The sequence below is a fragment of the Halomonas sp. 707B3 genome (assembly GCF_024158645.1).
Lineage (GTDB): Bacteria > Pseudomonadota > Gammaproteobacteria > Pseudomonadales > Halomonadaceae > Vreelandella > Vreelandella lionensis.
Genome location: NZ_JAMZBE010000001.1, coordinates 55038 through 68888, shown reverse-complemented (window position 1 = coordinate 68888; position 13851 = coordinate 55038). Strand labels below are relative to the sequence as shown.

Sequence of the window (13851 nt, the reverse complement as noted above, 5' to 3'; positions counted from 1 at the left end):
AGTGGGTAAATCGCGGCGGTGGGCAGGCGCATCATCTCACTGTCGCCGGTAATGCCTAGCTGCCATGGCCCCTCGGCATCGCGTAGGGTTAGCCAGCGCGTTGGGTGGCTAGGCTGATTAAGCAGTAGCGCATCGGCAGCGATGTGTCGATGATGAGTGGGCGTACTATCGATGCGTTGAATATAGCGCGCTTCTAAGGCCACACGGTGGCCGCTAGCTTGAAAGCATACGCAGGCGACATAGCTCACGGCCTAACCAAGCCCTTTTTGATAGGCGCGAAACAGGGCATCAGGGTCCAGGAGGGCCGTGGCACGCTGCTCGTCACTAGGTTGCCACAAAGCGCTGACGTAGGGGCGTAACGTGCTAGGCAGTGTTTCGGGAGGCGTTTTGAAGGCGCTGACAGGCAGTTCGCAAACATCGTCGAGCTGGTCGATACGTACTGCGCTGCGTATCTCTCCCGTATGGACGATCAAGAGCATACCCTCCGCGTTAGTATCGGGTAGCCCAAGCAAGGGCTGTAGCGTAATCAACGACTCTATATTGCCACGTAAGTGAATCACCCCTTCCGTAGAGGCGGGCAAGCCTGGCACAAAATAAACGGGTGTATCACCCTTAAGAATTTCACTCACCGCATGACCGGGCAGAGCAAACGGCTGGCCGGATAGTTGAAACAACACCACCTGCTGACTTGGCTCGTCTACATCGACAATCGTTGTGTCGTCACTGCGTTCGCTGAACGCTTGCTCAAAGGTCACACCCTGTGACTCATGGGTGGGCTGTGGGGAATCCGTCATCGTCCTGCTCCTTGCTGGTGACCACCTGATTGCGCCCCTGGTGCTTGGCGCGATAGAGCGCTTGGTCGGCGCTTAGGCGCAGCGACTCCGTAGACGGCTGTGTGGGAAAGCTGCTAACCCCCGCGCTGAAAGTACAGCTAAAACGCGCGCCGCCTGCATGGAACTCTACCTGCTCGAAATCAATACGCAGGGTATCAATCAATTCGCTGGCGCGCTCATCACTAACACCCTTGAGCAGTATCACAAACTCTTCGCCGCCATAGCGGCCGATAATATCGGTCATACGCAGGCGGGTTTTGAGTAGCCTGGCCAGAGTGATGATCACTTGGTCACCTGCCAGGTGGCCGTGAGTGTCATTGACCGACTTGAAGTGGTCAATATCGATCATAGCCATCGCGTGCTGGGTGTTATCTCGGTAGCCTTGTGCTAGCGCTTTACTGATGAGATCAGTGGTAGAGCTATGGTTGTAAAGCCCAGTCATGCTATCGCGGGTCATTAGTGAGCGCAGCAGGCGCAGCCGCTCCGCGCGCAGCTTGACCGCCGATACCAGCTCTTCAGGCACCACCGGTTTGGTGATAAACGCTTCGACGCCCGCCGTCATGGCTGAGAGCTGCTTTTGGCTATCGGTCTCACTGGAAAGATAAATAATTGGCAGGCCAACGTATTCAGGCTGCTGGCGGATAATGCTGGCTAGCTCCTCACCTGAGCAAACAGGCATATACACATCGACCAGTAGTAGGTCGGGGCTGAAGCGCTCAAGGGCGTTCAAGGCTTCTGCAGGGTGATTGACCTGCTGTACTACCATACCTGCTGCTTCTAAGAGTAATGCATGGTAGGCAGCTACTTCCGGTTCATCGTCTACTACCATCACGCGCAGCGGTTCGTCATCTAACGGCGTGGTGAGTTCATCCACTGCTAACATGAGGTCTAGTGGTTTAACCGGTTTCGTGAAATAGCCGTTACATCCTGCCCGCACAGCGCTTAGCCGGGAGTGAAAGTCATTGTGTGATGAGAGGACAATAGAGGGTAAGCGCTCGCCCGTTAGCTTATTTAAGCTGGTGAGCGTTTCGGTGCCCGCGGTATGCCCTAAAGGGAACTGCACATCCATGATAATGGCATCGGGACGGCGAGTAATAACGGCATTAAAGAACGTATCGGTATCTTCGAAGTGCACCACCTCGTGCCCGAAACAGCGTAAATGATGCAGTAACTGGCTAACTTGGTCGGGCTCATCGTCGCATAGATAGATTAAACGCTGACGCTTACTGCGGGTTTGTGCTGGTGCGGGCGAAAATTCCACGCTGTTCAGCGCAGCTAGCGCTTTCTGTTGACCCGGCAGCGATTCTAAGCGCTGCTGCTCCTGGGCCAGCTGTGTGAAGATAAGTTCCACTACCTCTGCCGAGACGGAGGGGTTATTGAGAGCGGTTTCACCCTGATCCGCCAGCATGGCAATACGTTCAAACCCTAAGGAGCGGCCAGTACCTTTCAGGCTATGAAAGAAACGGTGCAGCTCGGGGGCAAGCCGTGCTTCAGCCTCTGGGGATGTGCGACTTTGCTGCCATTGGGCAGTGATTTGCTGCAGACGAACCGGTAACTGTTCAATAAACCGTTGGCGCAGTTGGTTGAGTTTATCGTGCAGCGAAGGAGCTGGAGGTGACATCAGACTACCTGTGCAAGTGGGCGAACAGTGAGCGGGCCAAATAACTGCATGGATTTAACTACCAAGCGCTTGAGCAACCGCGTGCTCAAGAGTGGTTTCAAGCGCGGCATCTTTTTGCAGGCAGGCGCTTAGGCCAGACGTTTGGTGCAACTGTTCATTCGGCATGTCGCCCGTTAGCAAAATAAAGGGCAGTGTGACCCCTTGTTCTCTCAGCATCTCAAGTAGCTCAATGCCATTAATTAACGGCATGTGCATGTCACTGACGATCAGCGCGATATCGTCATGCGTGTCCAACTGGCTGATGGCCTCCATAGCGTCGTTGGCGAGCAGGACATCGTGGCCCTGAAACTCCAGTAGCGCCCCGGTCATTTCCCCAGCGAGGGGGTCGTCGTCTACGACCAATATACGCATGTTAATCCCCTGTCTTGAAGAAGGCTTAGCCCAGTAGGGCTTTTAGCGTCTCCACTAAGTTATTTTGATCAAAGCTGCCTTTCACGATGTAGGCGTCGGCACCTACCTCCATACCGCGTTGGCGGTCAGCCTCTTTTTCACGTGACGTGATAATAATAATTGGCTTATGACGGTAGTGGTCATTTTCGCGCAGACTACTGGTCAGAGCAAAACCATCCATTACGGGCATTTCAACATCGGTGAGCACAGCATCAAAGGATTCGGCGAGAGCTTTGTTTAAACCGTCGCGGCCGTTTTCTGCCAGCGTCACCTGATAGCCCCACGCTTCGAGTACATCTTTTTCAATCTCGCGGGTGTTGAGCGAGTCATCCACAATAAGGACGCGGTGCCTTTGAGGAGCCGCCGTCGTCGGCTTGCTATCACGCTGCACAACATGCCGGGCTTGCTCTAAAAGGGCAGGAACGTGCAATAGACTGACCAGCTCATTGCGCCCTTGAGACACCATGCCGGATACCAGCGGCAGGTAGCGTAGGTGTTCGGGGAGCGGCTTAATGACCATGTCGCGCTCATCGACTAGCGCATCGACAATCAGCGCCAGCTTCTGCTGACGCTGATGCACGACCAGCAACAATACGTTTTCTGACAGGCGTTCTGGAGTCGGGAGCGATAATAACGCCGCGAGTGAGACGACTGGCACAAACTCATTGCGCAGAATGAGGGTAGGTTGCCCAGCAGCGTCAATAAAGCTACTAGGTGAGCGCTCAACAAGCTCTGCAACGTGAGGAGCTGTGACGCCTAAGGTAGTTTGCCCAACCTTGACCAGGAGTACCCGCATCATAGCGAGCGACAGCGGCAGGCGAAGGGTAAAGCGCGTTCCTTTGCCAGGTTCGCTGGTGAGCTGTAAATCGCCGCTGAGTTCGTCAGCAATGGTGCGTTTAACCACGTCCATACCGACGCCACGACCAGAAAAATCGGTAATCATGGTTTTCGTAGAGAACCCGGGTAGCAATATTAGTTCCAGGGTTTGCTGTTCACTCAGCGCTATCAGCTGCTCTTCGGTGAGTAGCTGTTTTGCCAGGGCTTTTTGGCGCACGGCCTCTAGGCTAATCCCTGCACCGTCATCGCGCATTTCTACCACGACCCAGCCACCGTCCTGCCAGGCTTCTATCGTTAGCTGGCCGCGTGGTGGTTTGCCTGCGGTTTGGCGCTGTTCAGGAGTCTCTAAGCCGTGATCCAGGGCGTTGCGTAGCAGGTGGATCAAAGGGTCGGAGAGCCGATCGATCATTTGACGGTCTAGCTCGATTTCACTACCTCGCACTCGGCAGTCTACGGTTTTACCTAATGAATGTGCCAGCTCTCGGGCCATTTGAGCAAGTGGGTCAAAGACCACGCTTAGCGGCAGCATGCGCATTTGCAGTGCCCGCTCGTGTAGGTCGCTCATCAGTGAGTCATGGCTTAGCACGCTATTTTTTAACTCGCGGCTGAAAGCGTGAAAGGTACTTTGGTGCTCTGCCGGTAGTGCCTTCCCTAACCTTTGGGCTTGCTCCACTAAGCTATGTAAATGGTGGTGGCCGGAAAGGACCTCGCCCATCAATCGGATCACGTCATCCAAGCGGTCTACACGCACGCGCACGGTGTCAGTGAGGGCTAGTGAAGAGGAGACAGGAGGAGTTTGCTCACTATCAGCTGCCACTGGTGTCTCTACAGTGGGGGCGGCTGGCGCAGTAGGCTGAGTGCTTTCAGGTAGCGTGCCCGTCGCGGCGGCTTCCAGTGCTTGGCAAAGGGCGTGGTTGGTGTCTGGAAGCTCTTCAGGCTTCGCGCCCTGATTCAGCTGAGCGACTAGATCTGACAAAGCATCAATAGCTTGATTAAGCAGGCTGATGGCAGCCGGTGAAGGCGTTTGACTACCATCACGAAAAGCACTCAGTAGCTCTTCGGTGCTGTGGGCGATGGCTGTGATAGGAGCGAGCTTCAGCATCCGCGAGGAGCCTTTTAGCGTATGCGCTGCACGAAATAGCTCGTTGATGCGCTCCTTGTCGGCATCTCCCTGCTCTAGTGTGCTTACCCCTTCCCGCAAACGGGGGATATGGTCGGCGGCTTCTTCCACAAACCGCTGAATGAAACGTCGAATATCCAGCGCCATTAACCAACTCCCTGTATGGCGGTTTGCTCATCTAAGTAGCGTTTTGCGAGGAAACAGGCGTCCCCAGGCGGTAGCGGTGGGCTAATGGCTTGTAGCGCGCCGGTGGCTTTAGGCGAGGTTTCCAATAGGCGCACCACCGCCGCATAGCCCCGTTGGCGCTGTGTCGGGTTATCAGGCAGTTCACCTTGGCGCAGCAGCTCAGCTTGATAAAAATGGGCAGGCCAGCACTCTGGGGCGACATACAAGGCCCGTTTGAAGTAGTCAAACGCCTGCTGAGGCTGCTGCTGCCAGCGGGCAACCAAGCCTGCTAGCAGCAGTGCATCCACGCACCAGGGCTGCGCTGCTAGCAATGGGGCAAGCAGGTGGTCGGCGTCGCTAAAGCTATTCTGGTTGAGCAACTCATGGGCATGGCGAAGCGTGTCATGGAAAGAGTGCGTGGACGGCTGAGGGGCTGTTGCCTCTGGCTTGCAAGGAGGAGGCTCGGCGTGAAGCGGGGGGCTATGCTCAATCGCAAGCTCACTGCTCTCTTTGGGTGTAGAAGGCAAGGAAGGCGAAGAGGGGACGCTGTCTGATTCATCAATAAGTTCAACGCTCATAGGGGTAGGGCGGTACCTATGGGCAGGCTGGACAGTCGCTGATGGCTGCGCTTGAAAATAAAAAATCCCTTGCTCTTCAACAAGCGATAACACACCCAAGTCGTTGCCCAGGGTTTCGGTGACTCCACATAGCACAATACCGCCAGGCGCCAGTAGCTGTTTTAAGTGCTGCTGAATCGCCCGCCGGGTCGCTTCGTCAAAATAGATCGAAACGTTACGGAACAGGATCACATCAAAGGGGCCATCTAGCTCATGCTCGCCGGGTCCCAGCAGGTTAAAGGAACGAAATGTGACCCATTGCCTTATTGCATCGACTAACTGAAAACTGCGCCCAGCCGGGGAAAAGTAACGCGCTTTAAGAGCGGTAGGCAGCGCGCGAAAAGCCATTCCGCCGTAAACACCTGCTTGGGCTTTGTTCAGCACCTGATGATCCACATCGCCGCCGGTAATCTGGAACAGCTGCTTGGCGCGTTCGCCGTAACGCTCCAGCAGCGCCATGGCGATACTATATGGCTCTTCTCCTGACGAGCAACCGGCGCTCAGTAGGCGTAGCGGTGGCTGCTTGTTGACCAGTTGGCGAGGCAAATAGGTGTCGGTTAGCCAATCCAGAGCTTCGGGCTCACGGAAAAAGTAGGTTTCATTCACCGTTAATTGGCTAATGAAATTATCAAACAGGACGCTGTCCTGCTGGAGGCGGGCGATCAGCGTTTCTGAGTCGTAAATACCGGTAAGGTCGTTGAGTAGGGCGACCGCCCTGGCCAGCCGCGCCTCGGCCAGTCCTTCCAGGTGTAGCCCGCAGCGCTGGTGTACCAGCCGTTTAAAGGGGGCCAGCGTACTCATTGCGGCTCCCGCCGAGACGGATGGGGGGAGCCAACCTCATGCAGCAGCTGTTCGGGTAGGTCGCTTAACGCGACCACTTTTTGTATGACGCCTGCGTTCACGGCTTCTTGGTTCATGCCGTAAATCACCGAGCTTGCCTCATCCTGGGCAAGGGTTGTGCCGCCGGCAAGCTGGATGGCGCGCAGGCCCCTTACCCCATCACGCCCCATGCCCGTCAAAATGACGCCGATCGTATCAGGCCCGTAGACACTGGCGGCGCTATGCAGGAGCACGTCGCAGCTGGGCCGGTAGAGGGCATCCTGGGAGCTGGGCAGCAAGCGAAAACGGTGCTGGGGGGTGACGCATAGGTTGCTTTCCGAAGGCGACAAATAGATATGCCCCGGCGCTATCCGCTCACCCTCTTTTGCGACGCTGACGGGTAAGGCGCAGAGCGTGCCAAGCCAGGTTGCCATCCCTTCGATAAAACCAGGGCTAATATGCTGTGCGATCATGATGGGAGCAGGGAAGTTCTGGGGGAGCTTGCTAAGTAACCTGGCCAACGCCTGTGGGCCGCCGGTTGAACAGGCAATGGCGACAATGCGCTGGTAGTGGCGGGTGGCGGCTGGGCAAGGGCTTGCCACGGGAAACTCGGTTAACGGTGGCGAAGGGGGGGGACGACGGCGTAGCCGGGTGATGACGGCCACGCCGGAGAGCAGCCGCACTCTAGCTCGGAGCCGCTCCGCATCTTCACTATCCAGCGTTGGTTTAGGCAGCACTTCGAGCGCACCGACTTCCAGCGCTTGGTAGGCCGTTTCCGCATCTGAACGGTCGCTAATCACAAGGATCGGCACACCTTTGGTATGCATGATCTCTTCGATGGCGCTTAGGCCATCCATCACCGGCATATTCAGATCCATCGTGATGAGCTGCGGTGCAAGGTGTCGCGCCATATCAATGGCTTCCTGGCCGTTGGCGGCTTCACCGACGATCTCAATATCGCCATCGTTGGTCAGGATATCACGCAGCACATCCCTCGCTAGCTGGCTGTCATCCACCATCACTACCCGAATTGCACTCATCAAAGCATCCTCACGTGGTGCGTGGCGGGCCGTCTTGTTGCTGTGCCAGCGTAAACTCCTGGACAAGCTCGTTAAGCTCTGCCGACATCTGGATCATATCCTCGCTAATCTCGGTAATGCTGCGAACGGACTGGGCATTGCGGGTGCTGGCGGTATCGATATCGCGCAGCGCAATCACCACTTGGTTGCTGGCCGTTTTCTGCTGCTGGGTAGAGAGCGAGATTTGCTGGGCGGCGCTGCTGGTTTGGCTGGCGGCTTTTAACAGGGCCTCTAGGTCCTGTGCGGTGCTCTTACTGGCTTCAACCCCTTGCTCGATGGTGGTCGCGCCCTTTTCAGAAGCCACGACGAGCCGGTTGATAGCCTGCTGGATATCGTCGGTATGGCCTTCGATCTCATGGGTGGAATCCGTTACGCTATCGGCCAAGCGACGGATCTCGTTCGCCACGACGGAGAAGCGACGCCCCGACTCCCCGGCGCTGGAGGCCTCCAGGGCGGCATTGAAGGCGATGAGCTTGGTTTGCGCTGCCAATGTATTGATCAGCTCCATTACTTTGCTGATTTGTTTGGATTTGGCGCCCAGCGTCATAATTTCGGTCAGGCTTTGCTCGCTATCGGTACGGATATCCTGCATTTTGGCCTGCAGCAGCTGCATGGCGGTGCTGCCTTTACGGCTGCGCTCTAGCGTTTGGTTAGCCACGTCCACCACCGACTGCGAATGGTCGGCAATCTGGGTAGACGAAGTGGATAGCTCCTCCATAGTGGAGGTGATTTCGGCAACCGATGACGCCATTTCTTCAACCGCCGCCGCCATAGTTTGGTTGGCTTCGTGGCTAATATCGCCACCCTGGACACCGGAAAGTCCCGCTGTTTGGGCTAGCCGGTCGGCAACCTGGGTGAGTGCCGCCGCGTTAGTGGAGACCGCTTGGATAGCTCGGGAGAGGCGTTCCAGTAGTTCATTGGTTTGATCGGCTAGGTCGCCTAGTTCGGCTTGGTCGTCGGTTTCTATGCGCCGCGACAGGTCGAGACTGTGCGTGATCTCTTTGAGCTGATGCTGAAAGCGTGTCAACGGCCGAGTCAGACTACTGGTCAGTGGGTAGAGCACAACCAGCCCGGCGAATAGGATAAGCAGGCCAATGCCGCTCGACTCCATGAAGCGTTTACGGGTCAGGTTAAGGTACGCGGTCTTATTTGCCTCAACCGCTAAGTGGCGCTGCAATTTAGGCAGCCAAAGCGTGCCAACCAACCAGGTTTGGCCGTCGCGCTCTATTTCATGGATTTGGGTTGTGCCGTCGCGCAGTAGTTGCTGCGATAGCGGCTCGGGCAGCGTTCCCACAATGCTTTCGCTATCGTTGCCAAGCTGGTCGCCTTCGCTACTTACCAGGTAGGCTTGTCCGGTGTCGCCTAAGCGAAAATCCTCAATCAGTGTGGTGATTTGGGAAAGATCGATACCCGCACCCGCCACGACTAAGGGCTGGCCACTGCTCGTGTTTACGGCGCTGCGATAGTTAATGAAAACAAAAGGCTCGGAAGGCGAGAAAGTATCACTATCTAAATTAAGTTCATACGTATTGTTTCGGTCAATAAATTGATAGTACCAGTCATCTACGCCACCGGGTGGTTGAATAGAGCGCTGTAAAAATTCGCCGTCGCGCAGTTGGAAATAGTAGCCCTGTCCCTGGTACTGGGCGGCAATAAACAGCAGCTCGCTATCCAACTGGCCCATTAAGCGTGATAGGTAGGTCGTAATATCTGCCTGGCGATCTTCAGGGAGCCCGTCGCGTATCCACTGCTCAATAAAGTAACTGTTGGCCAGACTTGCAGAAACGCTAAGGTCCTGGCTAAGGCTCAGGTTAATGCGTGCGGCAAGCCCCTCCACATGGGCAGGCAGCTCCTCGTCATAGAAGTTACTAAGATTTGCTTGGCTATCGGAACGTGCTTGAAGGAATAGCGCCAGCAGCATGGCAAGTGCTAGTACGGTGCCGAAAGATATAAACAGCCGTAGCCGCAATGGCAGGGATTTCCAGTGCGCTGTCATTATTGCTATTGCTCCAAGTGAACCGATGACCAAAAGAGGGACGCCTTACCACCCTTGTTACCAGCGTATTAAACCGCCGCTAGTACGCAATGATAACAACGATTTCAGCGACTTTTAGGGTGTGTGTCCAGTTTTTATACTAACGCGGCTTAATCGGTTACTAGAAAAAAAGAATGATCGAGCAATTAAATAATGGCGTGGGGAATAAAGCACGACGTATCTTTAGTGATACGCCCCACGTCCTCTCGAATGCCCATGCCACAGGCGCGATCGCCCACTACCCAGCTACCAATTAACGCGTGTTTGTCGCCAAAGCGCGGCAGCGGGTGGTATGCCTGGCGTATCCACGGGTTATCAGTGTAAGGCCCGCCGACGCTCTCTTGCTGGCCGCTGGGCGTTATCAAGCTGATATTGCTCCCTTCCCGTGAGAAAAACGGCTTGCGCACCCAGCCTGCTTCCAGCGGCGAGTGACTATCTTTTTCAAAATACGCCGGTAGCAGATTCGGGTGCCCTTCAAACTTTTCCCACAGCAGCGGCAGAATCCCTTTATTGGAGAGCACGGCTTTCCAGGGCGGCTCAAACCAGTGGGTGTTGAGCTGCGTGACCGCCTCGCCAAACTCTTCTACCGCCATCTCTTCCCATGGGTAGAGCTTGAACAGCGCGGTAATCGGCTGGTCATCCAAATCGACAAAGTGCTCGACTCCCTGCGCAACGCCAATGTCTTCGATGTAAATAAACGGCGCCTGTAAGCCTGCCTGCAGGGCGATATCCTGCAAGTAGCTGACGGTGGCGCGCTCCTCGTCGCTGCCTTTTACACAGGAGAAGTAAAGGGTGCGGTTTTCCAAGCGGTCGCCCAGATGCGCCATGGCATTGAGCAGGCGTTCTTGAATCGAGTTGTACTGGTCGGCATGGCGGGGCAGGATGCCTTGCTCAATGGCCTGCTCCAGCCACACCCACTGGAAAAAGCCCGCTTCATAGAGCGAGGTGGGCGTGTCGTAATTGAGCTCTAAAAGCTTCGCGGGGCCGTTACCTGAATAGGCAAAGTCCATGCGCCCATACAGCGGCGGCTGCCCGCTGCGCCAGGAGTGGTGGATGATGTCCCACATATGCTCGGGGATCGCGAGGCGCTGCATTAAAGCATTGGAGTGGCAGACCTTATCAACCAGCTCCATACACATCTCGTGCAGGGCTTCGGTGGGCGCTTCGATCTCTTGCTCTACCTGCTCCAGGGTAAACTGATAGTAGGCGTCCTCTTTCCAGTAAGGCTCGCCATCGATGGTGTGGAAATGAAACCCCAGCTCTTTGGCCAGGGTTTTCCATTGCGGGCGTTCAGGAACGTTGATTCGCAGCATAGTGGCTCCCAAGGGAGTGGCTAAGAGCCCCAAGAGGCCGAGCGGGTGCCCAGGCCGCGCCGCGTTGTGGCTTGGCGGTTTTGCACCACTGAGCTACGCATGGCCTCGTTACGCTGATTGACCCGCTGGGAAGCTTGGCTAGTAGCGGTGTTCCAGTTGCCCTGGTTTTGGCGGTTGCGATAGACCGGCTCTTGATACACCCGTTCAAACGAGCGCCCTCGGCTGGTATTCGCCAGCATGTTACCGACCATATAGCCCATCATAGCGGGCATGAACCAACCGCCGCCGCCCGTTGCCTGGGCTTGCTCATCGGTGGGGGCTGCGCAGGCGCCTTCGCCGTGTTCGGCTTCGCAGGCTTCTAGGGTGTCGAAGCGCGGCACGGACTCTAGAGAGGCCTCGTAAGCATCTTCGCAGGCGCTGCGGGTGTACACGTTGGCGGCTACGCACTCTTCGACGCCTTGATAGCTTTTGGGCTCGTCGAAGCGTACATCGGTCAGGTGCTCGTCCTCTGCGGGCTGGGTGCAGGCGGTCAAACCGAAGGCGCTCGCTCCCATCATCGCCAAAGAGAGGCGCGCGCTGCGCTTACGGCGGGGCAGGTGGGTAGGTTGGGTCTGCTTTTCCATGAGAGCGCTCCGTTACCAGGTCATTGAGGCCGCGTTGATCAAGCCCACGGCAATCGAGATGCTGCCCACCAGCGTGCCGTAGGCCTGATGACCTTCGGTGATGTGCTGAGACAAGCTCTCGCCCTGGCGGCGTAGAAATAGTTTTAGGCCAAAGAACGTGGCGATCTGCACGCCGAAGGCCACCACGCCCCACAGAATGAAGTCGATATAGCTAATGGAGTGGGCCATGGCGCTGTAGAGCGGCAGGGTGAAACCCAGAATAGAGCCGCCGTAAGCGGTGGCGGCCGCCGCATTGCCCGCTCGAATCAGTGCCCACTCGTGGTGTGGGGTTAGGCGGCTATAGCAGTACATAAAAGCCACCAGCAGCGCGAGCGCGCCGAGCAGGTAGGCAAAGAAAGACGGTAATCCCTGTAGGTAGTGCAACATGGCGGTGCGCATCCTTGTGGTTAATGACGTGTGGTCAGTCAACAGTCAGCATTGTGACATAGCTTAGCCGGAGAGCGGCAATCATCCACCGCCTTTCGTCGCGCCGCTTAGTAAGTAGTAAAAAAACCTATTTTTTGACTTTTGTTGCGACTAAAGGCTAATAGATGAATCGTGTCACCCGCTTAAAATCCCGCGATGCTTGGTATTTTTACCTAAACTCACCGTGTCGTATCGCTTGATACCGCTCTTCGTGCCCCTGTTGGGCACCGCTTCAGACGCGACCGCATCGAAGGATCCTCCCCCATGCATGCCCTAACCCTGGCATCGTTTCTGTTCTTTACGGGCCTGGTGGCCTTTGTCACATGGCGCATCACACGGCGTGATGACCACCGCAGCACCAGCGGCTATTTCCTGGCAGGTCGCACGCTGACCTTTCCGCTGATCGCAGCGTCCATGCTGATGACCAACCTCTCCACCGAGCAGATGGTGGGGCTGAACGGGTCCGCGTTTACCGATGGTTTAAGCGTCATGGCGTGGGAAGTGATCGCCGTGATTGCCCTGGTGGCGTTGGCGCTGTTCTTCCTGCCGCGCTTTTTGAAAAGCGGCATTGCCACGCTGCCGCAACTGCTGGCGATTCGTTTTGATACAGGCACGCAGCTGATTGCCAACGTTATCTTCCTGATTGCCTACGCGGTGGTGCTGCTGCCGATCATCCTCTACTCCGGGGCCATCGGCCTTCAGGGCATGCTGGACTTACAGGGCCTGACCGGCATTGAATCCAACACTGCGCTGCTCTGGGCGACGGTATGGGCGGTGGGCCTGATTGGTGCGGTCTACGCGCTGTTTGGCGGCCTGCGTACGGTGGCGGTATCGGATACCCTCAACGGGGTAGGCCTGCTGATTGGCGGCTTCGTGATCGTTTACTTCGGCCTACAGGCGGTGAGCGGCGGCACCGGCGTGATGGAAGGCTGGAATATCTTGAAAGAGAGCGACCCCAGCAAATTCAACTCCATGGGTGGCCCGGAACAGCAGGTACCATTCTCAACCATCTTTACCGGCGTGCTGCTGCTTCACCTCTTCTACTGGACCACCAACCAGCAAATCATTCAGCGCACCTTTGCCGCCAAGAACCTGGCCGAAGGCCAGAAGGGCGTCCTGCTGACGGGCTTTCTGAAGCTATTGGGGCCACTGTACCTGGTGCTGCCCGGCATCATCGCCTACCACCTGTATGCCGACCAGGGCATCCGCGCAGACGAGGCGTATGGCCACCTAGTATTCAACGTGCTGCCGCCCTACTTGACCGGCTTCTTTGCGGCGGTGATGGTCGGGGCGATTCTCTCCTCGTTTAACTCCGCGCTGAACAGCACCACGACGATCTTCAGCCTGGGGATCTACAAAGGCGTGCTGAAAAAGGACGCCACGGAAGAGCAGGTGGTGAAATCCGGCAAGGTGTTTGGCTGGATCATGGCGATTACCACCATGATCATTGCCCCGCTGCTGGCGGGCCAGGACAGCCTGTTCGGCTACCTGCAGAAGATGAACGCGATCTACTTCATCCCGATTCTCGCCGTGGTGCTGGTGGGCCTGCTGACAAAACGCGTGCCGCCCATGGCGGCGAAAGTAGCGCTGGTCGGCGGCTGTTTGCTGATTGCGGCGGGCTACTTCGTGCCGCCGTTCAACAAGCTGCCCATGGTGATGCACGAGTTCCACTTCGTCGCTGCGGTGTTCGTGCTGCTGGTGGCGGTCATGCTGGTGATCGGTAAGCTGCGCCCCCGCGCAACGGGCTGGGTGCAGGAAGACTCCGGCGATGTCGATCTCACTCCGTGGAAAGGCGCGGTGCCTACCGGTATCGTGCTGGTGGTTTTGGTGGTGATTATGTACGCCTCCTTTGCGGGTGGCTAATCACGCCAGCG

General features: G+C 56.6%; 11 protein-coding genes and 1 pseudogene. 1 reads left to right on the top strand and 11 read right to left on the bottom strand.

The annotated features are described in order from the left end of the window. The 11 genes and pseudogenes from BIS10_RS00330 to BIS10_RS00280 form a co-directional block, all read right to left on the bottom strand. A pseudogene (locus BIS10_RS00330) lies at positions 1-248 on the bottom strand (hypothetical protein); the annotation flags it as partial. Positions 249-251: 3 nt separating this feature from the next. Beyond that, positions 252-794 carry a chemotaxis protein CheW gene (locus BIS10_RS00325; RefSeq protein ID WP_253501169.1) on the bottom strand — a complete coding sequence of 181 codons (543 nt, stop codon included), beginning with the start codon at positions 792-794 and terminating at the stop codon, positions 252-254. Then, on the bottom strand, positions 766-2454 hold the full coding sequence (locus BIS10_RS00320) for a diguanylate cyclase (RefSeq protein WP_253501166.1): 1689 nt from the start codon (positions 2452-2454) through the stop codon (positions 766-768). The genes BIS10_RS00325 and BIS10_RS00320 overlap by 29 nt, the downstream gene beginning before the upstream one ends. Before the next feature lie 54 nt (positions 2455-2508). Next, entirely contained in the window at positions 2509-2865 is a 357-nt protein-coding gene (locus BIS10_RS00315; protein WP_253501163.1) for a response regulator, read from the bottom strand. 25 nt (positions 2866-2890) lie between these two features. Further along, positions 2891-5008 carry a hybrid sensor histidine kinase/response regulator gene (locus tag BIS10_RS00310; RefSeq protein WP_253501160.1) on the bottom strand — a complete coding sequence of 706 codons (2118 nt, stop codon included), beginning with the start codon at positions 5006-5008 and terminating at the stop codon, positions 2891-2893. Further along, positions 5008-6444, bottom strand: coding sequence for a protein-glutamate O-methyltransferase CheR (locus tag BIS10_RS00305; protein WP_253501157.1), 1437 nt, complete (start codon positions 6442-6444; stop codon positions 5008-5010). The genes BIS10_RS00310 and BIS10_RS00305 overlap by 1 nt, the downstream gene beginning before the upstream one ends. After that, positions 6441-7502 carry a chemotaxis-specific protein-glutamate methyltransferase CheB gene (gene cheB / locus BIS10_RS00300; RefSeq protein WP_253501154.1) on the bottom strand — a complete coding sequence of 354 codons (1062 nt, stop codon included), beginning with the start codon at positions 7500-7502 and terminating at the stop codon, positions 6441-6443. Before cheB ends, BIS10_RS00305 begins: the two co-directional genes overlap by 4 nt. 10 nt (positions 7503-7512) lie before the next feature. Next, entirely contained in the window at positions 7513-9537 is a 2025-nt protein-coding gene (locus tag BIS10_RS00295) for a methyl-accepting chemotaxis protein (protein ID WP_253501151.1), read from the bottom strand. A 185-nt stretch (positions 9538-9722) separates the two neighbouring features. After that, positions 9723-10889: a glutathionylspermidine synthase family protein gene (locus BIS10_RS00290; protein ID WP_253501148.1), complete on the bottom strand. Its 1167-nt coding sequence runs from the start codon at positions 10887-10889 to the stop codon at positions 9723-9725. Between the two features lie 20 nt (positions 10890-10909). Next, complete coding sequence (locus BIS10_RS00285) at positions 10910-11512, bottom strand: DUF1190 domain-containing protein (RefSeq protein WP_253501145.1); 603 nt, start codon at positions 11510-11512, stop codon at positions 10910-10912. A 12-nt stretch (positions 11513-11524) separates the two neighbouring features. Further along, positions 11525-11938 carry a DUF350 domain-containing protein gene (locus BIS10_RS00280; RefSeq protein ID WP_044630035.1) on the bottom strand — a complete coding sequence of 138 codons (414 nt, stop codon included), beginning with the start codon at positions 11936-11938 and terminating at the stop codon, positions 11525-11527. Positions 11939-12241: 303 nt separating this feature from the next. On the opposite strand from BIS10_RS00280, the gene BIS10_RS00275 reads away from it, so the two are divergent. Further along, positions 12242-13840, top strand: a complete 1599-nt coding sequence (locus BIS10_RS00275; protein WP_253501142.1) for a solute:sodium symporter family transporter — start codon at positions 12242-12244, stop codon at positions 13838-13840. The last annotated feature ends 11 nt before the right edge of the window (positions 13841-13851 follow it).